The sequence below is a fragment of the Lewinella sp. genome (assembly GCF_050633125.1).
Taxonomy (GTDB): Bacteria; Bacteroidota; Bacteroidia; order Chitinophagales; family Saprospiraceae; genus Lewinella.
In genome coordinates, this window is sequence record NZ_JBOEFX010000123.1 from 1 (window position 1) to 22,854 (window position 22,854).

Here is a 22,854-nt window from a genome sequence, read left to right on the forward strand (position 1 = left end):
ACACACTTTATGCAATACTACCGGGTGTCCCAAATAATGTGTTCCGCGCAGAAAACTTACGCTGAGCCATTATTAGTGGGAGCCTTATTCTTCTTCTTGCGAAGAAGAATCTTGCTCTATTAATTGAACAGAATTCAAAATAGCGCTTTTGTTTCTCGGCATATGCTTATTTAAAAAACCTTCTCGTTCATGCTGCTCCTTTAATGAAAGGATGAAATTAACAGCATCCCAGTATAATTCCTCATAAAGTGGACCTATAGATTTTTTAAAGACCATGTTCATTATATCGTGAGTATCTTCTTTGATCATTGCCATCATACGCTTATCAATCATCTCCATGTTTTCGCTATCAATATTTAATTTAATATCATTCTCATAACTAATCTTCATTGGTACAACTTCAAGGCCAAACTCTTTTTCTTTCATTATTGTCTGAGAAAATTTAACATGAGTGTAGCCAAGTCTAGAAATTAACTTTATTATACTTTTTTTATCCTCTTTATTACACTTACACCCAAAAATTATTTCGACTATTGCTCCTAATTTCACCTTCTTTAATCCAGGCCCATCCATCTTTATTACCCTAATTTCTTCTTCATAGCTCCAATTAGTGTGTTTGTAGCTTAATACTTTTGACAGCTTTGTCATTAAATCATCCTCATTGTTTATTTCAGGGTATTTATGAGTATAATTTACATCCAAAATCAATCTAAAAAATTCTTCATCATATTTGGATTCAAACCTAATACATACACCTTGATGATTATTTGAATAATGTGACCACATCAATACTTCATCATTGTTATAACTAAAACAAGACACTCCAAAACTTGACGCTGTCTCGGATTCAATTTTTGTCATATTTTTAAGAAAACGGCTGATTTTACTTGGGCTAACAGATAATTCACTTAATTTCTTACTTACCTCTTCATCTTCAATCAATCTCGGGTTTTTCTCACAAAAGTCTTCTATTGAATTGAATTCTTTCACCCTCAAATTGGTGTCAAAGGGATCATTAAAATGCGTAGGATCAGAGAACCATACCTCATGGTTAATTATAAGATCATATAGATATTTATCGATTTTATAGTATTTAAATACGCTTATATCTCCACGATCAATTACCAATTTCATTAATAGTTTTTTTTATAAAACACACTAAATGTGTCAAATTGAATAAAACAAAGCTCTAATCATTGCTACTATATAATAAATCAACCAAGTAAAGCCATTACCCCGTAAGAAAGTATTTACAGCACTTACTTAGTTTTGTTATCAAACTAAGTAAATGTAATAAAAGTTTAATTAAAAAACACCTAAACTATTAACAATAAGAAATATTCAAACAAAAAACGAGAATCACTGTTTGCTCCTAACTTCAGTTAGCCCCAATTGAATGGACAATTTCATCAATAAAGAATAGGTTGACTACATCTCCTCTTCCAATGCGATCAAGTCTACTTCATACAACTGATAAAATTCTTCGACATAAGGCCGCCGATTATAGTCTCTTTCGGCAAAAGCAAGTTTGGCTTGATCCAGGTAGCTACGTGCTTGCGCCTTACGGCCTTCCTGTGCATGAGTTTTAGCCAGCCAATACATCAAGTCGGCATTATAGTCTTCCAGGCCGAGGCCGGTTTCGAAGGATTGGATGGCCTCGTCGGGTTGTTTTAGCCCTAGGTAGGCGATGCCGCGAAAAAGGAAAGTTTCTGGCGCTATGTATTTAAAACCGGTGACACTCGTCTCGTATTCGATATGCTGATCGAAGTAGTCAATGGCTTCCTTGTACTGCTCTAACTGTAGGTAACAAATGCCCCGCATAAAGTCTACACTAACCGATTGTGGATAGTCGACAACGCCAGGAGTAATAGTATCCAGGCGGTTAAAATCAGCGAGGGCACGTTCATAATCTCTGTAGAAGTAAAGGTATAGATAGCCTCGCCAGCCTACCCAGCCAAGAGGATCCAGATCAGCAGCTTTGCCATAATAATGGGGAAAAGCCGAGGCAATACCTCGCTTGAGGTAAGGTACTCCAATTTCGCGGTAAACGGTTGCATTATTGGGATCAAAGCCCTTTGCTTCTTCTAACAATAGCTGGCATCCTGGAGAACCCTGATAGTAACTGCCAATGCTTTCCGTAAGACTTTTTGCGAGGATTATCTGTTCTTCTTGCGTAAAAGATTTCCTGTACCAATCATGACGCTGTTGCCCACAGGATGCGACTAACAACACCAATAAAACTATAAAACCAAAGTAGCGTAAAAGTAAGGTATTCATAATCTTCCGTAATTAGTCCGTGATTTAGGATATTGGTTTCCCACCAAATGAAAATTCTCAATAAGTGCTTAAGGCAATAATTCAACTAGCGCTCCATCACGGAATTTCAAGGTGAGATAAGCGTAAGTGTCAATCGCTTCTTCTCGAACTACAGCAGCCTCCCAATCGTCAAGATTATAGATGATTTCAAAGCAGTGCTGAACCAAAGGTGCAGGGAATTCCATCCGTTTAAAATCTAAACTTGCTTCTTCTGTTACAAATCGCCCAGCTTCCCCTTCACAATTGATCACAAAACGGTAAGTGAGATAACCAGAGACTTCTTTGAAAAGGGAAGGATCAAGCTTTTCGCGAAAAACTTCCTCTAGCCCGCGCTTCCCTGTACGGTAGCCTGCCTTAGGGTTGCCATTGTAATAGTCGTAAATCCATTCGTGAGGGTCACAAATTTTAAAAGAGGTACTATTGTCTAACGTACTTGCAGGGTTAATATATGCTACGCGCTCGGGGGCAGAGGCCCTCCTTTTCAGGAATGTCTTGCGAGGCATTTGTTCTACCAGTTCCATATTCCCGGTACCTGTTTCCAGGTAAAGCTCCTGCTTGTAGAGCCCCATTCCTGCCAGATAGGTACTCCGGATTTGGGTCTGATAAGTTTTGTTCTCTCGCTCAGCATAGTCGTAATGCCTCTCTAATTCTTTATAGAAGACTTTAGCTGGCTGGTTTTCAATCATGGTATCTACTACATGTGTTTGGCGCAACAACAAGTGTTCTTCCGTCCCCCTGTTAAATGTTGTTTGCGTGGCTAACCGAGCAGTATCCCCTTGCCAATTGAGCAAAACAGGCTCTAAAATATTTGTAACGAACGTATCTTTTTGCCAGAATTGTTTCCCTTGCTCCAGGAACTCTTGATTATCTTTAAAATAAACTTGGCTGGTCTCAAGAGGCTCAAAGCCCGCATTATAAGAAGTGATTTCTAACCGGTCATTTGCGAGAAGCTGATAAAGGTAGTAGCGGATATCGGTAGACTTCTCATAGCCGTCAGCACTAGTAAAATGAAAATAATATTTACTGACAACCCCCTTACGGAGTAATTCTGTAGAGGGAAGATAATCGGCAGCGATTCCTAGAGGAGAAGGCGCGGTTTGGCAGCCAAAGAAAAAACAAGCAAAGCCTGACAAAAAGAGCAGATATTTCATTGGAATAGGGTGATTACTCACGAAAAGTAATCACTTTTTGCCCGCAAAAAGAAAGAGAAGTTCTACTTAACAATCTGTTAGCAGAATAAGCTAGCAACCTGTCTTTATTTCATCTCTTCTGCCAGTTGATAGATCGACCGAATGTTTCTCCCTAGTCCATTATAATCCAACCCGTATCCAACAACAAATTTGGGCGGAATAGAAAAGCCCATGTGGTCAATCTTAACATCCTTTTGTAGCATCTCTGGTTTCACCAACAGGGTTACCAAACTAATAGAACGCGGCTGCTGGGCCTCAAGGATAGGAAGAAAACGGTTCATCGTATGGCCACTATCGACAATGTCTTCGACGATGATAATATCACGCCCTTGAACTTCCTCAGGTGTAGGGCCCAGAATGATTTTTACATCCTGGGTTGTTTCGGTACCAATGTAAGACTGGGTTCGGACGAAACTTACCTCTGCCGGGCCATCAAAATACCGAACCAAGTCTGTTGCAAAAACGAAGGCACCTTTCAGCATAACCATGAATACCGGCTTGCGGCCAGCGTATTCTTTGCTGAGCAAGGTTCCGATTTCAGCGACCCTTTGCTGAATCGCCTCCTCCGTTAGATAAGGTTTAAAATGAAGGTCGTGGAGTTGTATGAGTTCGGTCATTACGGCAGCTTTTAGTACTGCAAGTTTAGTAAAACTTGCTTTCTACTCCAACTGTTCAACCAGTCTTTTGGTTTAATTCCACCTTCTTGCTTTTATAAAGACCAGTTAACCAGTCTTTTGGTTTAAGCACCTCAAGCCCTATAACTAAGCCCCACACTAGAACCGTAATTACTCCAACCCGTACTTGTCCAGTAAATAAACCAAAGCCGTAATAGAAGCTGCCCCTAATTCCAATTCCCGCTTATTGACGGCTTCAAAAGTATCAATTGCTGTATGGTGATAATCAAAATAGCGCTGCGAGTCTGGCTCAAACCCAATCAATAAACCTTGCTGAATTTTGAGTCCGGAAATATCGGCACCGCTTCCTCCTTTTTTCAATCCAAGACCGTAAGGTTCTAAAAGCGGCAGCCATTCGTAGACCTGTTGAAACTTTGAAGTAAATACATTGTCGTCGGCATCAAAGGTGAAGCCGCGAGGAGTAAAACCGCCTCGGTCTGATTCAATAGCGGCCATGTGGTATTCTTCGGCATCATTGGAGGCCTTCCAGTAGGCGCGAGCACCGCCTAGGCCACTTTCTTCATTCATGAAAAGCACACAGCGAATGGTACGCTGGGGTTGGTAATCCATCTTTTTGAGCAATTCGATAACCTGCATCGCATGCACGCAACCCGCTCCGTCATCGTGGGCTCCTTCACCAACATCCCAAGAATCCAGGTGGCCTCCAATGAGAATGATTTCATCAGGGTAGGTACTTCCTCTGATTTCACCTATAACATTGTAGGAGATGGCCGGTGCCGTAGGCTCGCAAGTGGAACGCACAAAAACATTGACCTCTTCTTTTTTTAGTAAACGACTCAGTAGTTCAGCATCATTGGTACTGATCGCAAAAGCAGGAATAGGAGTAACACCTTCCTTGTACCCCATGGCTCCTGTGTGAGGAACATTATCAAGTCGGGTGGTCATAGAGCGTACAAGCGTGGCTACCGCACCGTACTCCGATGCTTTAGAAGCTCCGATGCCACGCTGATCCACAGCACCTCCATAAGCCGAAAAAGTATTCATCTGGGTAGGATCCATCGGCCGGTTATAAAAGACGATTTTACCCTCAAGTTGCCCCCTCCCTAACTTTTCTAGTTCATCTAGGCTTTGTACTTCTACAACACCAGCGACCAAACCATCAGGGCCTGTGCCAACACTGTTCCCAAGAGCAAGTGCATGAAGCTCTTGGGTACCAATTTGTTGAGAGTTTACAATCCGCACCTGCTCTGCTTCACCTCTCACCCAGGTCGGCACGGTACATTCCTGCAAATACACCGCATCCATTCCCAATGTATCTAATATATGTTGGCCATAAGCAACCGCAGCTGCAGACTGGGGCGAGCCGGCCAACCTGCCCCCCACCTCTTTGGTAAGATGGTAAAGCCATTGGTAACAAGAACCTTCCGTAAGTGCTTTATCATAGATTTCACGAATCGTTCTGGCATCTTCTTCTTGCTGCCTTTCCTGAGCATTGAGTAACGGTGTTGTTACAACAAATAGTAATAATCCGAAAAAAATTGACTTTGTTTTCATCTTTTTGGAATAGTAGAAAAATGAGTTAAACGACACCTCCTCCTCCTAACTTACTGATAATTAGACACTAGAGAACATCCGGCTAATTTAGAGAATTATTCCGCTATTCCTTAATCAGCGAAATATAATTTGATCAAAGTACTGAATTCTTACAAAAATCCACCATACCAGGAATCAACACTAGCACTCAAACTGACCAAGCTTTCACAAGAAAGATAATCACTCCAATTCCGCTACGACCTTATAGATCGTAAAAAGCGCAGAGGTGATGAATCCAGGGTAATTGTATTTTGTACAATAACTTCCTATATTTGTCTATCATCAGAAAGGACGTATGTCTTTTCTACGATATAATTTGGTTTTATTTGGTTAGGGCTGAGGTAGTGCTGTGGTGGCGCTGCCTCTTTTTGATGACAGCGCTTTGTTTCCTTAACGGAAAACAAAGCGCTGTTTTTTTCACTATAAACTCCACGTTTTACCTACATCGCTGAGTGGAATACAACCTTGATAAGGCCCTGGGACGGGGTCATAAGCCAATACCTCGGTTCCCACCTTTTCTGAAGCAAAGTAACTATTAATGGCCAAAGATTTTAAATCCAACCACCAGGGCTGCTTCTCTTCTAGTTCATCTTTATCTAAATCCTGATCCTCCAGACTTTCAGCAGTCGCAATAGATTCTTTATCCAAGACATTGAGTAATTGTAACTGGTCTTCAGCTGATAAGCTGTGGTAAGGCATACTTTTTGCATCCTGAACACTAGACAACCAAGACTGAAAGCCGCTGACCAGTTTCTGGCGGTCTTCCTCTTCGGTATACTTGTCGAGTACCAGGTCTATGAATTCTGGCACACCCACTTCCAACGCACCAGGTGTATCTGTTTTTGGAAGCATTGTATTTACAACTGCTTTCAAATTGAGATAGGTATCCTCAGAGAGGAAAGAAGGTATATAGTCAGGTGCAGCAGGCTCTGCTTTACAACCACTCAAAAAGGCGCTAGTCAAAGGGGCTGTAATGGCGTACCCCGTAACGTAGGCCGTATATTTTAGGATAGCTCTGCGATCCATAAGTTTAGATTTTTTTTGATTTAAAGGTTCATTTTCTTCAACTCACTTACGGCATAATCCGCTGCTCGGGCAGTAAGAGCCATGTAGGTAAGCGAAGGGTTCTGGCAAGCTGCCGAGGTCATGGCCGCACCATCAGTAACGAATACATTAGGAGCTTCCCAAACCTGGTTCCATTTATTGAGCACGCTGGTTTTGGGATCACGCCCCATACGAGCCGTTCCCATTTCGTGGATACCGAGGCCAGGGTAAGAGCCATCATCGTAGGTTTCAATATCTTTGAAACCAGCCGCTTCTAGCATTTCTGCTGCACTGGCCGCCATATCCTTACGCATTGCCATTTCATTGTCCTTAAACTCTGCATCCATGGTCAGCGTAGGTAACCCGTGGATGTCTTTGACCTCGTGATTAAGGTAAACTCGGTTATCTTCATAAGGAAGGCATTCGCCAAAGCCATTCATCCCCAGTTGCCAAGGGCCAGGCTGTACCAGGGCATCCTTAAAGTCAGCGCCTACGGTCATTTCTAGTTCCTTCACACCACGCATCCAGTTGGTTCGGCTAGCGCCTCCTTGGTAACCGAATCCTCGAATATAATCTTTGCGCTTACTCGCATCATCTATGTTTCGGAAACGAGGAATGTAGAAGCCATTTGGTCGACGGCCTTTGTAATACATATCTTCAAACCCTTCGTAGCGCCCACGAGCCCCTACTTTAAAGTGGTGATCCATGAGGTTGCGGCCCAGTTGGCCACTGCTACTACCCAAACCTTCGGGCATATCCGCAGTTTGAGAATTCATCAGGATGAAGGTACTGCCCAATGCGGAAGCGCAAAGGAAAACGATTTTGGCAAAAAACTCATGCTGCTCACCTGTCTCACCATCAATCACTCTTACACCTTTGGCTTTACCGGTATCCTTGTCCATAATAATGGAATGAACAACCGAATGAGGACGCAAAGTCATATTTCCCGTTGCTTCAGCAGCAGGTAACGTAGCAGCATTACTGCTAAAATAAGCACCAAAAGGACAGCCACGCATACAACGATTTCGGGATTGACACTTTCCTCGTGTTCCGTGAATAGCTGGATTAGGCTCGGTTAGATGAGCTGTCCGACCAATGGTCAGCAAGCGGCCATCAAAATGGGTGGCCATGCTTTTTTTCAACTCTTTTTCTACACAGTTGAGCTCCATTGGGGGCAGAAAGTTGCCATCAGGCAAATGAGCCAACCCTTCAGCCTGGCCACTGATGCCGGCAAAGGTTTCTACATAATTATACCAGGGAGCCATATCTGCATAACGGATAGGCCAATCTACAGCGATACCATCACGTTCATTGGCTGCAAAATCGAGGTCACTAAGGCGATAACTTTGGCGGCCCCACATGAGGGAACGACCACCAGTGTGGTAGCCTCGTATCCAGTCGAAGCGTTTTACTTCACTGTATGGATGCTCGCTATCCTTAACGAAAAAATGCTTGCGTGACTTTTGGACGGTATATCCCGTGCGATCCTGCTTAGGGTAATGCTCCGCTACTTCTTCTGGCGGAACGCGTTCACCTCCTTCATAGTCCCAAGGATCATTACCTGCGGTTGGATATTCACCGTGTCGGACATTCCGGCCGCGCTCCAGTACTAATGTTTTTAAGCCTTTTTGGCTGAGTTCTTTAGCAGCCCAACCTCCACTAATTCCCGAACCTACTACGATCGCATCGTAGGTAACTTCGGCTTTTCCTTGCGAATTAAAAAACATAGATAAATCGTATTAAATCCATCAAAAATTTTGCCCAAGCACTAAGGTATAAATTAATGTGTGATTTTTACACGAAGCAACATAAATGATTTGGTTTCCTAATCAACAACAAGGACTGTTTCAGGAAGGAAAACCCGACCATCTTGATTACCGTAACCAACATAGCCATCAGGGTGAACGAGTCGGAAATAATAACTGAATTCGGTGATGCTTGTGAAGGCAGCTGGGAAGATTTGATAACCTCTGTGGTTGGCCAGTCCCATTGTGTCACCCTTATAGAGGTAAGCTAATTGTTCGTAACGGTTAGACCGTTGCCATTTTATCCGATCGTATTTGGCCGGGGTTGCTATTGCTCCATTGAGGCCCCAAAAACCAAACTTGCCTTCCTTTTGCACCAAAATGTAAGCTATTCGGGTGCGATTATAGCTCATATCTAATTTCGCCTCCTCTATAAAATAGCCCTCTGCTACATTCACCCGTTCTGCTTCCGTACCATTTTTAGTGAGAATAACATCCGTTCCGCCTGCGGGATTTTTTTGTTGATTAATCTTTAAACGTGGAATGAGAGCATCTTCATCGATACTTTGATCTTCAAAAACCATGTCGTCTCCCCACATTTCCAGTTCTTCCTCTTTCTCGCGCATTTCCGCCAATGGCAGTGCTTCGCCAAAAGCATCAATATAGCGGTCTTCACCATCCAGTGTAAGCTTATAGTCGGGATAGTCTGAATAATCATCCAGCAGCTTGACCTTGTCGTAAATGCAAGGGGCGATAAGTTTTCCTTCACCATTGATGACTCCCCAGCGATCATTAATAGCTACTGCTGCCAGCGCTACTTTTCGACCATCAAACTCGGTTACAGCTGTGAACTTTGGCTTGGCCAGCCACTTTGTTTTCTTTGCTTTTGTAGAAAGTAAACCAAATTTACCCTTCCTTACAGCCCAATGGGTATTCTTTGCATAGTACTCCATTCGGCCAATGCTGTCGAGCTTAGGTTTTGCCAACCAACTACCATCAGCATTGAGCAAACCATATTTATGATCATCAACAGCAATAGCATATTTCATTGCTGAGCCAGTGTAATTAAAAAAGCCAATAGTATCCAACTGAGGAGCCAAGACCAAAGTGCGATTTTCCTGAACGACACCCCATTCGTTTTGGTACGCAAAAGGATAAACTACAGGAGCCTCTTGAGCAATCAAAACACTGCTACAGAGGGCAATAGACAAGAACGAGAGGGTAAAGTAGTGACGCATATTTTTTTGATATTCATTGCTAATACGCCACAAAGGTAACCGTAAGCACTAAAATTTGCCCAAAAAGGAAAAATCAGACGGCTTGACACAACTAGTGACTTACTCTTTCTTCTACAATACCAGGAAGTAAACTACAAGCTTGATCCAGCATTTGGTAAACCTGCTCAAAACCATCATCGTCCCAATAAGGGTCAGGAACATTATGATCAGCAGCACCAGTGAACTCAAGAATGAGATGTACTTTTTCTCGCTGTTCTTGTGTGGTAGCCAGTGCCAGAATATTGCCCTTATTACTACGATCCATTGCGAAAATAAGATCAAATTCGTCGAAATCAGAAGCTGTAAACTGACGGGCTCGCTGGATACTTATATCAAGACCATACTTTTTTGCTACCGCCTGAGAGCGGGGATCAGGTTGTTGCCCTACATGATATGCGCCTGTGCCTGCAGAGTCTACTTGCCAATCTAGTTTGTACTGTTTGACTTTGTTTTTCAAAATGCCTTCCGCCAGCGGACTACGGCAGATATTTCCTAAGCAAACCATTAAAATTTTCATGGGATAAACATTTATTGTGTAGTTGTTAATAGGTTCGTGACCAGAGAAAAATTCGTTGCTGTTAAAGTAACGTATTTAGATAACGAAATGTGACTGTTATCACCAAAAATCTCCCGATTTGTTGGGATTTATGCTTTAAATTTGCGACATGAAAATAATAATTGCTGGAGCAGGAGATGTGGGCTTTCATCTTGCGGAGTTGCTCGCCTATGAAAATCAGGACATCACACTCATCGATTTAGATCAGGAGGTATTGGATTATGCAGCGAGCCATCTCGATGTATTAACCATAAAAGGGGACTGTGGTTCAATTGATATTTTAGAACAGGCCGAAGCAGGCAGTGCCAACATCGTCTTGGCTGTTACCACCTCTGAAAAAACCAATCTTGTCGTTTGTATTCTGGCAAAAAAAATGGGAGCCCGACAGACCATTGCTAGGGTAAACAACCAGGAATACCTCGCAGAGTCTCAGCGTCAGACCTTTGCAGAACTAGGCGTTGACAACATCATCTCTCCGGTTTATTTGGCTGCTGAGGAAATCCGTCGTTTAGTGAAGCAGGCTTATTTTACTGATATTTTTGAGTTTGAAGAAGGGCGTATCAGCTTGGTAGGAGTAACCCTGGATGAATCCTCTCCCCTTATAAATATTTGTCTTAAAGACTTACCCGATCATGCCAAGGAGATTGACCTACGCCCAATTGCAGTTTTGAGAGGGCATCGGACTATCATTCCCAGGGGTGAAACCATACTGCGACAAAACGACCACGTCTATTTTATTACCGCAAAATCGAGAATTGATGATTTACGCAAATTCATCGACTGTAGAAAAGTAAATGTGCGTAAAATCATGATCATGGGAGGCTCGGAACTCAGTCGTGCCACCGCCCAATTATTGGAAAAGGATTACAACGTTACCTTGATTGCCAACAATAAAGAATGCTGTAAAACTTTTTCAGAAACGCTTACAGAAACGCTGATCATCAATGGCGATTTCAGTAACGTAAACCTCTTGGTGGAGGAAGGTTTAGACAACATGGACGCCTTTATCGCTCTGACAGGTAACTCTGAAACCAATATCATTGCCAGCCTTACCGCAAAAAACCATGGCGTATACAAAACCATTGCCCAAGTAGAAAACAAAGAATACGTCCATATCTCGCAAAACATTGGAGTAGACACCCTGATCAACAAGAAGCTAATTGCAGCCAACAACATCTTCCGCTTCGTACGCAAGGGAAAAGTAGAAGCAGTTACCAGTCTCCACGGCGTAGATGCAGAAGTCATCGAATTCATCGTTCACAAGCCCAACCAGCTAACAAAAAAGCCATTGCGTGATTTACACTTCCCGGAAGCGGCTTTGATTGGAGGCGTAATTCGAGGAGAGGAAAGTCTTTTCCCCGATGGCGATTTTCAGCTTGAGGTCAACGATAAAGTGATTGTCTTCACACTCCCTGAGGCGATCAGTAAAGTGGAGAAATTATTTAGATAGACAGTACTGGGGCTTACCAGAAACAGAGATTAGCCGATAAAGTGGCGTAATTCATACTTACTTAGCTAACTTTATGCAAGCAACAACCAATCTCCCCAAGCCTATGATGACTCGATACCTATCCTTCTTTCTTTTTTTAATCGCCACTCCCGTATTAACAGGCCAAACTGACAACCAGTGGGATTTGCTCATCACAGACGTGCAAGTGTTTACGGGTGAAAAAACATTAAAGTCGACGGATCTGGGCGTAAAAGACGGAATCATCACCCACCTGGGGCCAGAACTTGATCGCCAACACCGGGCACTCAACACCATCAATGGAAAAGGCTACACGGTCCTTCCTGGCCTCGTCAACACCCATGTTCACGCCTGGTTTCCGTTACACTTACAGCAAGCGGCACAGGCTGGCGTATTGGCGACATGTGATATGCATGGCTCTGCTTTCGCCACAAAGTTTCTTGGTCAGTTTCAGGATTCAGTAGGCTATGCACGTTATTACGCTGCGGGTTCAGGAGCGACTGTTCCCGGTGGGCATGGCACCCAGTTTGGCATGATTGTGCCCACTATTGACAGTACCACCTCTGCCCGCCAATTTACACTTGACCGTATTGCCGAAGGGGCTGACTACATCAAAATCCTCAGGGAACCGATGCGGCCTACCCTTAGTTTTGAGCAGATTGATACCATTATTAAAACTGCTCATGAGAAAAACGTAAGGGTTGTTGCCCACGTTTCCCGTTGTGCCGATGCCGTAGAACTTGTGCGTTTGGGCATTGACGGCCTCGTCCACATCTGGTTTGATCGGGCGATGACGGAGGAAGAACTCAAGGTCTTTGAGCAGCACGAAGATCTGTTTATCGTTCCTACGACGCTTACCAATATTAAAGTATTTGCCTTTTTTGAGCAACAAGCAGAAAAACCGGAAGTATCCCTTGACAGTATAGGCTTACTTGATGAAATTCGGCGACTACACGAAGCCGGGGTGCAAATACTGGCAGGAACAGATCCGCCAAACTTCGGCATCAACCATGGCAGTGATCTCTACGAAGAACTGATCTTACTTTCTGCCGCAGGTATCCCTAACCAAGCGTGTCTTGCCGGTGCTACGGTAGAAAGTGCTCGTTACTTTGGTTTGGCCGGGCCGCAACCTATTCAGGTCGGCGTAGCCGCAGATTTTTTCATGGTAAAAGGTGATCCTTTAAAATCAATGGAGGCCTTACGGGAACTGGAAGGCGTTTGGCAAAAAGGACAACGGATTTATCCAAATGACAAACAATAATGCTAACAAAAAATAAAGTTTCTGCCCCCTAAAGGGAGATCATCATCTTGAAGAAAACTGACGAGGTGTTCATCTGATAGTATCCCATTTTACAAGCTGATAAACTTGATGATTGAAGAATCAACAGGGATAATTGTTATACGTTTATACCCGACACTAAGTGGTTTGGGACATTTAGTATCGGGTATATCTTGTTAAAAGAAAAGAATGAGGGAATATACCGAGATTGAAATAGTAGATTCTTTAAAAGATATTGATTCTATTTTAGCGATAAGAAGCCATGTATCATTCCTCTTTGAAGACAACCGTCTTAGCCGTAGATTTATTGGAGGCAGTCCAATATCAAAAGTTGGTTTAAACACAATTAAATTTCTAACTCAAGGTCATTATGAAGGTGTTTCGTTAGGTGAAATAAAACCAGGAACTAAATTAGAATTATTTGAAGGCGGGAAGAAAGAAGTGAAAATTTCAGATGCTATAATACAGAAAAGGTATTTTGAAAAACCGTCTAAAAAGAGTTGGTCCATTACAGAAGAAATAAATCCTTCTGATTGCATTCTTTATCAACTTGAAATACGCTTATCAAATATGGATAAAGAATGCTTAGAACTTGGAAAAACTCCACTTCAAATGGAGGATAAATGGTTTTCATTTGTAGAAAATAATGTTATCCGTTTTTTTAGAAGTTGGACAGGAATAGAAGTATTCCAAGCTGAAATTTTACAAATTGCGCATGATAATTGGGTAATAAATGAATTACGCTCGACCAAAAATCCCAAAATTAACTTTCAAGATAAGAAATCACTTTTCGAAGACTTGGTCAAATATCAAATCATGCGAATAGAAAAAATAATAAAATAAAAGCAGCATGAAACTTTACTGTACATCTATGCTTCGCTACACACAGCGCAAAAGCATGAGTAACTAGAAGGTGATTCCATGTTGATAAGCATTTTAAAAAAAACATAACACGCTCTTTGCAACGGTCTCCTCCAGCCTCACCCTAAGTGACTAATAACCAGTTATCACGTCTTAACAGCAAAGCTGTTGACCATGAGAAACTACTCTTTTTTGCTTTTTATCATTGGAATGCTGTTTAGTGCTGTCCTGCCCGCACAAACACAACCTACACCTGCGGATACCAGCCGCATAGTCCAGGCTGATTCTCTTATGGTGACAGATACCCTAGCCCAGGATTGGACAACCCGTTCGCCACTTACGGAAGACGAGCTTCAACGCCGTGCAGACAACCGCGCCGAAGTAGAAGACATGAAAAAACGATTCCGGCGCTTTCACCAAGAAGCAGCAACCCAAAACGAGGAAGAGCAGACCGCACAGGAAGACGAGGATTACCTCTGGTCTGAATCCGAGGCCGGAGGCCAGGTTATTTCCACAAAAAGAACGCAGGAAACGCCCGCTTCAGAAAACCCGGAAGACCTGAGGATGGAAATCAGCAGAAACCTCCAGGAAGGGCGTAACCCTAACGCTGCTGTTCCAGCTTCCCCGGTACTGCCTGCCTATGATTCTAGAGATGCAGAAATTCCGCAGGAATACAACATGCCCATTATCGCTAAACAACCGGATCTTTCACCAGCTCAACTTGAAACTACCATTCAATCGTCTTTTCAAGCTAAAGGAAACAGTACCGATGACTGGCAGGCCAAGGTAGGTGGTGAGAAAATGCCATTGGCCAACCCCACCAGTGGAGCCCCCCTACAAGCAGGGCAAGTAATCACCTTGGAAGAGGTTCGCTTTTTGCCCAATGGCAGTGAAATACAGCCCGCTGCTCAACAGATTTTGAACCAATGGGGTGTCTTGCTCAAAACTTACCCAACCCTTACTATAGAGGTAAGATCACACACTTTTGGTGTTGCTGATGCAATTACCGCCCAACAGATTACACGTGAACGTGCACAAAACATTCTGGATTATTGGTTAACCCAAGGTGTTGGTATCCAACAATTAGGCTTCCGTGGATACGGAAATTTATCGCCTCTCGTTCCAAGTAGTGCGCATCTTGCTCAACAAAAAAACGAACGAATAGAGTTGATAATTTTGGAATTGCCGGATCGGTAAATATCTTTGGGTTAGAACTCACTCCAAAAGAGTCCTTTATAGCGGTATGGTCGAAGCTTTCGTAATTGATGAAGTAACCGAAGAGTTGAGCGCCTCAGAGAAAGCACTCGAACACACCCTTGATTTAATGAATCAAGAGCAGCCCATTTTATTGGCCTACCTTTTCTCTGAAAATTTTGAAGTTTTCACCGAACGGGAGCGAGAATTTTTACTCTTCCTTTCTTGTGTCATCTGGAAATCGGTCTTTCGCACCTATGGTTCACAAGCAACCATTACAGAGACCCACCTCTCAACCGCCGAAGATCATAACTGGGGCTTGCTACAGGAAGCTACCTCCCGCCAATTCCGAGAGCGGATGACGGTTTTCTTTGATGAGCATCCAGCGGAAGAAGAATTATTAGCCTTTGTAGAAGATGCGATTCTCGATGACGAAGAATCTCCTGTCACTAAAGAAGGCCGGGAACCCATCTTTGTAAGCCTGAAATCCATCATTGATTGCCTCTTGTTACCCAATCTTAGTTAATCGCCATTAAGGCTGCTTTACTGTCGTTTTGTCTCAAGCTGTCCGTTGGCAGGCAATTTGTCGCGCGAAATAGCTGTTAAAACGGCTACATTTATGGTGTGGCATAAATATTGCCAAGTATACCCATAATCCATTGAACAATAGATACTGCCAGATTGACACCTGGCGGAATCCTGATAATATCCAGATACGTATGTTTGAAGAATTGCGCTTACAAAGAAGAATTGAAGAAGAAGCTGACTTTCTACCTTTTATATCTGTAGAGGAAGAAGAGTCCGAACAACTGGATGCTATACCCGAAGAAATCTCTGTACTAGCACTTAAGAATACGGTTCTTTTTCCGAACAATGTTATTCCTATCACCGTTGGTCGCGACAAATCGATCAAGGCCATTAATCAGGCCTATGAAAGTGGTGGCCGTAAAGTGGCCGTTTTTTCACAAAAAGATATTGACATTGAAGACCCCACAGCTGCTGATCTCTACGAGGTGGGCACCGTGGCTCATATCCTCAAGTTGTTGAAAATGCCAGACGGTACGCTTACTGCTATTTTGCAGGGAAAAAAGCGTATTCAACTGGAAGAAATGATATCCGAAGATCCCTATTTACATGGCCGAGTTAGTGTTTTGGAACATACTGACCCAGGCGACAGTGCAAAATTCCAGGCCCTGATAGCCAGCGTAAAAGATTTGGCACAGAATATCATTGACCTTTCTCCAAATATTCCTTCAGAAGCTGTTGTGGTGTTACGCAACATTAAAGGACCGAGCTTTCTCCTCAATTTTATCGCCTCAAACATGGGAGCGAACCAAGAGTGGAAGCAAAAAATCCTAGAGATGGCTAATCTGCACCAAAAAGCAGAAGCCATTCTTAAACAACTCAATAGTGAGTTGCAGATTCTGGAGTTAAAAGACCAGATTGAAAGCAAGGTGAGGGTAGATATTGAGAAACAGCAGCGTGATTATTATCTCAACCAGCAGCTTAAAACCATTCAGGAAGAGTTGGGCAATAACCCCCAGCACGAAGACATTTCCAAGCTTAAGGCCAGAGCTGAAGCCAAAGATTGGCCAGAAGAGGTAGGAAAGCTCTTCAAAAAAGAAATGGAGCGTCTTCAACGCATGAACCCTCAAGTGCCCGATTATAGCATACAGCTTAATTACTTGGAACTCTTGCTGGACCTTCCCTGGAACGAAACTTCTTCCGATAACTTTGATCTGAAAAATGTTCGTAAGGTGCTCGATAAAGATCACTACGGGCTGGAAAAAGTAAAAGAACGAATCATTGAGCACCTAGCTGTCCTCAAACTGAAGGGGGACATGAAGGCGCCAATTATTTGCTTGGTAGGCCCTCCGGGGGTTGGTAAAACCTCCTTAGGAAAGTCGATTGCCGAAGCCCTTAATCGTGAATTCGTACGCATTTCCCTGGGAGGATTGCATGATGAAAGCGAGGTACGAGGACACCGTCGCACTTATATTGGCGCTATGCCGGGCCGGATTATCCAGTCGTTGAAGAAAGCTGGTGCTGCTAACCCTGTCTTCATTTTAGATGAAATTGACAAGGTAGGAAATAGCTTCCGTGGCGACCCCAGCTCAGCCCTTCTGGAGGTTCTTGACCCTGAACAGAATAGCAACTTCCACGACAACTACCTGGACGTTGATTACGACCTTTCAAAAGTGTTGTTTATCGCGACGGCCAACGCACTTAATACCATTCAGCCAGCATTACTCGACCGAATGGAGATTATCAATGTGACAGGCTATTCAACCGAAGAGAAAATCGAAATCTCCAAGCGTCACCTGATCCCCAAGCAGCGTAAAGCCCACGGCGTAAAAGCCAACCAGGTTAAATTACGTAACGCTGTCATCAAAAAGATTATCAGTGGTTACACCCGAGAATCTGGTGTTCGTTCTATGGATCGTCAGATTGCCGGCGTTATGCGCTATGTCGCTAAATCGGTAGCCTTGGAGGAAGCCTATGATGTTAGCATCAAGGAAGATCAGTTGACCGATATCCTGGGCCCAACAAAATACTCCCGTGATGCTTACCAAGTGGTTAAGGTACCCGGTGTTACTATTGGGCTTGCTTGGACAAGTGTAGGCGGTGAAATTCTATTTGTAGAAGGCAGCCTTAGCCCAGGTAAAGGCAAGCTCACACTAACCGGTAACCTCGGTGATGTTATGAAGGAATCTGCCGTAACTGCACTAAGTTTCCTCAAAGCCAATAGCCAAGCGCTTGGGGTTGACCCCGAACAATTTGAAAAAAACGATATTCACTTACACGTTCCTGAAGGAGCTATCCCCAAAGACGGCCCCTCTGCTGGTGTAACCATGCTGACGACCTTGATGAGTTTGTTCTCTAACAAAAAGGTAAAATCTTACCTGGCAATGACCGGGGAGATTACACTACGTGGTAAAGTGTTGCCGGTTGGTGGAATCAAAGAAAAAATTCTGGCAGCCAAGCGTGCAGGAATAAAAGAGATCATCCTTTGCCAGGAAAATAAAAAGCACATTGACGAAATCAGTGAGCAATATCTGAAAGGATTAACTTTTCACTTTGTGGAAAGAATGGAAGAGGTGCTAGAGATTGCCATCCCCTAACAAAGGATAGTGAATACCACCGACCTATTGGGATTTGCAGGTGTAGCGCTCATCCTAATCGCCTACTTTCTTAACCTTAATCAGCGACTTGCAGCAAATGACTTGAGATATATCCTCATGAATTTGGTGGGAGCAATTCTGGCTTGCCTGGCTTCTGTGTTAATGAAATATTATCCCTTTGTCCTACTTGAAGGTACTTGGGCTATGGTTTCTCTCGTTGCTTTGGTGAAAAAACTTAAAGACGCCACCAAAACATGATGGTTGATTTGAATGTTTCAAGGCCGTTGGTCTAAAAAAACCGTAGCTTTGAGAAGGAAAACAAACCAAAAGGGTTTGTCAGTCGTCTTAAATAAGGACAAGGTACTAAAGCCAGGTTCCGGAGACTCAATTTTTGCTATGATACGTAAGCTCACGATCTTATTAGGGGTTTTTACCCTTTTCTATTGTTCCCCCCTGTCGGCACAGGTGGATTCTAACCTCGTACAATTTTCGGGGATGGTGCTTGATGGCACTACCCAAGAATTGGTACCAGTGCCGTATGTGAATATTCTGGTTAAAGAAAAAGGGCGAGGAACCTATTCAGATTTCAGTGGCTTTTTCTCTATTGTTGTTGAAAAAGGAGATATTATTGTCTTCTCAGCAGTCGGTTACCAAACCGTTCAATACACAATTCCAGACTCTCTGACGGATAATAGATACTCTTTAGTGCAACTTATGACGCAAGATGCCGTAAACCTACCTGAAACAGTCGTTTTTCCGTGGCCTAGCCGGGATCATTTTAAACTGGAGTTTTTGGCCATGGACGTAACGCCTGAGTTGCAGGAGCGAGCTAATCGCAACATCGCCAACGAAACATTAGAGCGCATGCGCTCAGAGGTAGCATCAGACGGAGTCGAAAACTCTAGCTACTATCTACGACAACAGTCCAGAGAATTCTACTACATCGGCCAACGCCCGCCAATGAATATCTTTAGCCCGGTAGCCTGGAAGCAATTCTTTGATGCCTGGAAAAGAGGCGATTACAAACGTGAGCGTGACGATCGTTGATTTTACTAAAAAAGCCTTATCTTGTGACTTATATGACTTATTCCGTCTCTAACGAGTGGAGTAAGTGCTTTGCTTGAAAAATGAACAAACGATTTTCCTGAGAGAACTACTTCGAGTAATTACTGTGCTTACACTACACCAATTGTCTGTATATCAGTGTATCGAACAACTCAGATGAAGAATCTAAAAAACAAGGTGTTAATCATCACCGGAGCGGGTTCAGGTATTGGTAGAGCATTGGCTTTACACCTAGCTCAGGAAGGTGCATTACTAGCCCTTAACGATTGGAACAAAGAAACACTACAAGCTACTGTTGATCTTTTAGGTCAGGAGAAGGTTCGTGTTTACAGCCAAGTTTTTGACGTCAGTGATCGTCCGACTTGGGAGCTCTTTGCTAAAAAGGTCAATGACCATTTTGGCCATATTGATGGTATATTCAACAATGCGGGCATTACAACGTTTCCCGAAACCATTCCGGAAACAGATCCTATAGACTTCTCTCGGCTAATAGAAATTAATCTTTGGGGAGTTATCCATGGTTCACAAGTAGTCATTCCTTACTTGCTCAAGCAAAAAGAATCTTTACTGGTTAACGTTAGTAGCCTTCTTGGGCTAATGGGCTACGCTGGCCAAGGGGCTTATGTAACGTCTAAGTTTGCCGTAAGAGGATTTACGGAAACACTCCGCCAGGAACTCGTAGGAACAGGCGCTCTGGTTACCGCAGTTCATCCCGGTCCGGTGAAAACCAACCTCACTCGGAATATTAAATACCACGACCAGGATCTTTTAAACAGGCTGTCTCAATTTTTTGATGACTCGGCAACAACAACTCCTGAAGAAGCCGCCGAGATTATCATTAAGGGGATTAAAAAAGGAAAGCACCGCGTTTTGTTAAGCCCACGCACCAAAATGCTGGATCGTTTAACACGTCTACTTCCGAATAGTTACCACCGCTTTCTTCCCCGCAACTTCCGCCCCGGCCACTTGATCAAAAAAGCATTGGCTAAGCGTGCTGCTGAAAAGAAAGATACTACTTTGGTCAAATAGTCGCTCCCTAATTTTCAGGGAGTATCCAGGGGGAAGCCGCCCAAAACGACCATTCTATCTTGGCCAAATCTACCTCCGGATCAATATATGGATGGTACTGGCCATCATTTAATTTGACTTTCACTTTTGCAAAAATAGCAACGTTATCCCCTTCGGCGAGTGCTTGGTCACGTAGGTGGTGAGCATATTGCAGAATCATATCGGGATGCGTCCATAATTTCCGGGCTTGTTTTGCAGAAAGCTCTTTTCTCGGGTTCACACGTTCTTCCTCTCCGCTCGCTAAATTTTTGACAACAAAATGCCCGCTGCCTCGCTTGGCACGTAGCATCATGCGCCAAGCATAACGATGCCCTTCTTCCGACCAGGCAACTTCGCTGGCATATAACCAGTGCCTCAATGGAAGAGCACAATGTAGGCAAATCAATAACCCGAAAATTATCATCAACCCATTTTGCCATTGGGGTTTTGCTTGCCAATAAGCTCGTGGAGCAGAGTGTATATCTTTAAGCTGTAACTGCCAGCTGAGGTACCACTTTTCCGCTTTCGTCCATCGCAAACGCACAAAATCAACAAACTTTCGTGGCCAATCCGGTGGAAAAAACAAGGCCGTAAGCGCCACCGAAAGATAAGGGAAGATGCCAATATTGAAGACCAAGTGATTCGTTAGATGAAAAGCAACAGCGAAGGCAAAGCCAAATTTCCAGGTTCGTTTATTCAACATCAAAAAAGCAATACTGAGATCAAAGACAGCACCAGTCCAGGCCATTATCCAGGCCGTAGATTCTTTTGCCAACAAAGGGCCAATTAAGAACAGATCAGCTTTGCTTTTTAGCCAAAGTTTTAAGGGCATCGCTGCCAGTAACCAATCGGCATTAAGTTTGGCTATACCTCCAAAAAAGTAAACGACTCCCATTAAAAAGGGAAGTATGGCCCAAGTCCAGCGAGGAACAGATGCCATATATTCAGCAGGCTTCCGCCATACATCTACCGACCAGGCCCGCCACGCAGGTAAGACGGCCATTACCCAGCTAAGCCAGCAAAAAAGGTAGCCGTGATTAAGATAATGTGCTTTCTCTAAAAGAAAATAATAGGTGAAAAAGCAGGCAAATAATGGCGCAGTAATCCGGTAGCGCCAGCCCAAGGCTACAGCAATAGCTAAGCCCATGCCTATTAGAAAAAACAGGCTCATCAGTGGTTCCGGGAATACGGTCACCCACTCAAAACCATAATAGCGGAATTGAAAATTTTCAGGATTAAAGGCATCCACCCATAGGTGATAATAAGCGAAACCGCCCATCAAATCAGCAAAACCCAGTATACCAAAAACGACCCGGAAAAACACCAGACTCGCAATGTCTACGGGTTGCCAAAGCCACCTCTTCATGAAGTATGTGTTTTACAGAGTATACGTAATTTTTTGAGCTGCTCTTCATTGCCCAATACAATAAAAGCCTCTCCTGGCTTCAGGACTACCGAGGGAGCTGGGTTTACCTCATAATCTCTCATTTCATTGCGATAACCAATAATATTTGCCCCTGTCTGAGAACGAAGTGCTAAATCGCTGATTGGGCGGCCTTGGTACATCTCCGGCAGGTCTCTGTAATTCAGTTCTTCAAAGCCCATATCCGAATGGTACTCACTGGTAATAAAGGAGAAAAATTCTACAGCACCGGGCTTGTTCATGAGCATGGCCATGTAAAATCCGCCAATATTTTCGGGCATGACCACATGGTTGGCTCCAGCTTTGATCAGCTTGGCCTGCGAACGCTCAAGGATTGCCCGGCTAACAATCGTCAAATTAGGATTCAATGCCCGGGCAGACAGCACCAAAAAAAGATTATCACTGTCTTCGCCAAGGGCGGCGATCAGTCCACGAGCCTTCTCTATACCTGCTTTCTGTAAAATTTCATCTAGCGTGGAGTCTCCCTCTAAATAAAGAATATCACTATCCGTCTGCTGGATAATTTCAATTTTCTCCGGATCATTCTCGATAATCACATAGGGTGTTCCATGGAGCGCTAGGCTAGAGGAAATTTCTTTCCCATACTTCCCAAAGCCACAAAGAACAACGTGGCCTTCCATTTTACTAATCCGCTCTTCTATCTGGTTGAGGTGCATACGTTTAAAGATTTCCCCCTCGATGATGTAATAACTAAAAGTTGCCAATAAATAGGCAAATACCCCGATGTTGACAAAAATAAGGCCGGAAGTAAATATCCGCCCGGCTTCACTCAGCGGCTCAATTTCGGAAAAACCTACCGTAGAAATTGTAATGACCACCATATAAAAGGCATCCGGGAAGTTGTAATCCTCCAAGACAACATAACCAACTACGCCTAAAACGATCTCTAAAAGCAACAAAAACAATGCCGCCCGCAAACTGAGGAAGTTCGCAGGAAGACGGGAAAAGTTTAAAAAACGCAGGTTGGCCATAAAGTAATGGATCAAATCACTGCCAGCTGTGGCATCCGCCAAAAATA

The 22,854-nt window shown here is 43.5% G+C and carries 20 protein-coding genes; 9 read left to right on the top strand and 11 right to left on the bottom strand.

Features of this window, described 5'->3' with window-relative positions:
• Window positions 1-84: 84 nt before the first annotated feature.
• The 9 genes from ACRBG0_RS24025 to ACRBG0_RS24065 form a co-directional block, all read right to left on the bottom strand.
• The gene (locus tag ACRBG0_RS24025) at window positions 85-1,134 is read right to left on the bottom strand and encodes a DUF2971 domain-containing protein (RefSeq protein ID WP_431489383.1); all 1,050 of its coding nucleotides are present in this window, start codon (window positions 1,132-1,134) and stop codon (window positions 85-87) included.
• Window positions 1,135-1,428: 294 nt separating this feature from the next.
• A complete protein-coding gene (locus tag ACRBG0_RS24030; protein ID WP_431489384.1) occupies window positions 1,429-2,277 on the bottom strand; it encodes a tetratricopeptide repeat protein in 849 nt (282 codons plus the stop codon).
• A gap of 68 nt (window positions 2,278-2,345) precedes the next feature.
• Window positions 2,346-3,467 (bottom strand): hypothetical protein, encoded by a 1,122-nt coding sequence (locus ACRBG0_RS24035; RefSeq protein ID WP_431489385.1) that lies wholly within the window; start codon window positions 3,465-3,467, stop codon window positions 2,346-2,348.
• Window positions 3,468-3,571: 104 nt separating this feature from the next.
• Window positions 3,572-4,123: a hypoxanthine phosphoribosyltransferase gene (hpt, locus tag ACRBG0_RS24040; protein ID WP_431489386.1), complete on the bottom strand. Its 552-nt coding sequence runs from the start codon at window positions 4,121-4,123 to the stop codon at window positions 3,572-3,574.
• A gap of 168 nt (window positions 4,124-4,291) precedes the next feature.
• Entirely contained in the window at window positions 4,292-5,695 is a 1,404-nt protein-coding gene (locus ACRBG0_RS24045) for a M28 family peptidase (protein WP_431489387.1), read from the bottom strand.
• A 459-nt stretch (window positions 5,696-6,154) separates the two neighbouring features.
• On the bottom strand, window positions 6,155-6,760 hold the full coding sequence (locus tag ACRBG0_RS24050) for a gluconate 2-dehydrogenase subunit 3 family protein (RefSeq protein WP_431489388.1): 606 nt from the start codon (window positions 6,758-6,760) through the stop codon (window positions 6,155-6,157).
• A gap of 20 nt (window positions 6,761-6,780) precedes the next feature.
• Window positions 6,781-8,505 (bottom strand): GMC oxidoreductase, encoded by a 1,725-nt coding sequence (locus ACRBG0_RS24055; protein ID WP_431489389.1) that lies wholly within the window; start codon window positions 8,503-8,505, stop codon window positions 6,781-6,783.
• Between the two features lie 98 nt (window positions 8,506-8,603).
• Window positions 8,604-9,761 (bottom strand): WG repeat-containing protein, encoded by a 1,158-nt coding sequence (locus ACRBG0_RS24060; RefSeq protein WP_431489390.1) that lies wholly within the window; start codon window positions 9,759-9,761, stop codon window positions 8,604-8,606.
• 91 nt (window positions 9,762-9,852) lie between these two features.
• Window positions 9,853-10,317, bottom strand: coding sequence for a low molecular weight protein-tyrosine-phosphatase (locus ACRBG0_RS24065; protein WP_431489391.1), 465 nt, complete (start codon window positions 10,315-10,317; stop codon window positions 9,853-9,855).
• Between the two features lie 148 nt (window positions 10,318-10,465).
• Between ACRBG0_RS24065 and trkA the strand changes: the two genes are divergently transcribed.
• The 9 genes from trkA to ACRBG0_RS24110 all read left to right on the top strand — a co-directional run bounded on the left by trkA (window position 10,466) and on the right by ACRBG0_RS24110 (window position 20,374).
• The gene (trkA, locus tag ACRBG0_RS24070; RefSeq protein WP_431489392.1) at window positions 10,466-11,806 is read left to right on the top strand and encodes a Trk system potassium transporter TrkA; all 1,341 of its coding nucleotides are present in this window, start codon (window positions 10,466-10,468) and stop codon (window positions 11,804-11,806) included.
• Window positions 11,807-11,909: 103 nt separating this feature from the next.
• On the top strand, window positions 11,910-13,085 hold the full coding sequence (locus tag ACRBG0_RS24075; RefSeq protein WP_431489393.1) for an amidohydrolase family protein: 1,176 nt from the start codon (window positions 11,910-11,912) through the stop codon (window positions 13,083-13,085).
• A 207-nt stretch (window positions 13,086-13,292) separates the two neighbouring features.
• Complete coding sequence (locus ACRBG0_RS24080; RefSeq protein WP_431489394.1) at window positions 13,293-13,946, top strand: hypothetical protein; 654 nt, start codon at window positions 13,293-13,295, stop codon at window positions 13,944-13,946.
• A gap of 192 nt (window positions 13,947-14,138) precedes the next feature.
• Window positions 14,139-15,161, top strand: a complete 1,023-nt coding sequence (locus tag ACRBG0_RS24085) for an OmpA family protein (RefSeq protein ID WP_431489395.1) — start codon at window positions 14,139-14,141, stop codon at window positions 15,159-15,161.
• A gap of 46 nt (window positions 15,162-15,207) precedes the next feature.
• The gene (locus ACRBG0_RS24090; protein ID WP_431489396.1) at window positions 15,208-15,684 is read left to right on the top strand and encodes a hypothetical protein; all 477 of its coding nucleotides are present in this window, start codon (window positions 15,208-15,210) and stop codon (window positions 15,682-15,684) included.
• A 193-nt stretch (window positions 15,685-15,877) separates the two neighbouring features.
• A complete protein-coding gene (gene lon / locus ACRBG0_RS24095; RefSeq protein ID WP_431489428.1) occupies window positions 15,878-18,280 on the top strand; it encodes an endopeptidase La in 2,403 nt (800 codons plus the stop codon).
• A 9-nt stretch (window positions 18,281-18,289) separates the two neighbouring features.
• Complete coding sequence (locus ACRBG0_RS24100; RefSeq protein ID WP_431489397.1) at window positions 18,290-18,538, top strand: CBU_0592 family membrane protein; 249 nt, start codon at window positions 18,290-18,292, stop codon at window positions 18,536-18,538.
• Between the two features lie 138 nt (window positions 18,539-18,676).
• Window positions 18,677-19,327 (top strand): carboxypeptidase-like regulatory domain-containing protein, encoded by a 651-nt coding sequence (locus tag ACRBG0_RS24105; RefSeq protein WP_431489398.1) that lies wholly within the window; start codon window positions 18,677-18,679, stop codon window positions 19,325-19,327.
• Window positions 19,328-19,501: 174 nt separating this feature from the next.
• A complete protein-coding gene (locus ACRBG0_RS24110) occupies window positions 19,502-20,374 on the top strand; it encodes an SDR family NAD(P)-dependent oxidoreductase (RefSeq protein ID WP_431489399.1) in 873 nt (290 codons plus the stop codon).
• 7 nt (window positions 20,375-20,381) lie between these two features.
• Here the strand turns inward: ACRBG0_RS24110 and ACRBG0_RS24115 are convergent, their stop codons facing one another.
• Together ACRBG0_RS24115 and ACRBG0_RS24120 are read right to left on the bottom strand one after the other, a co-directional pair.
• Window positions 20,382-21,758, bottom strand: a complete 1,377-nt coding sequence (locus tag ACRBG0_RS24115) for an HTTM domain-containing protein (protein WP_431489400.1) — start codon at window positions 21,756-21,758, stop codon at window positions 20,382-20,384.
• Window positions 21,755-22,849, bottom strand: coding sequence for a potassium channel family protein (locus ACRBG0_RS24120; RefSeq protein ID WP_431489401.1), 1,095 nt, complete (start codon window positions 22,847-22,849; stop codon window positions 21,755-21,757). Before ACRBG0_RS24120 ends, ACRBG0_RS24115 begins: the two co-directional genes overlap by 4 nt.
• Window positions 22,850-22,854 lie beyond the last annotated feature (5 nt).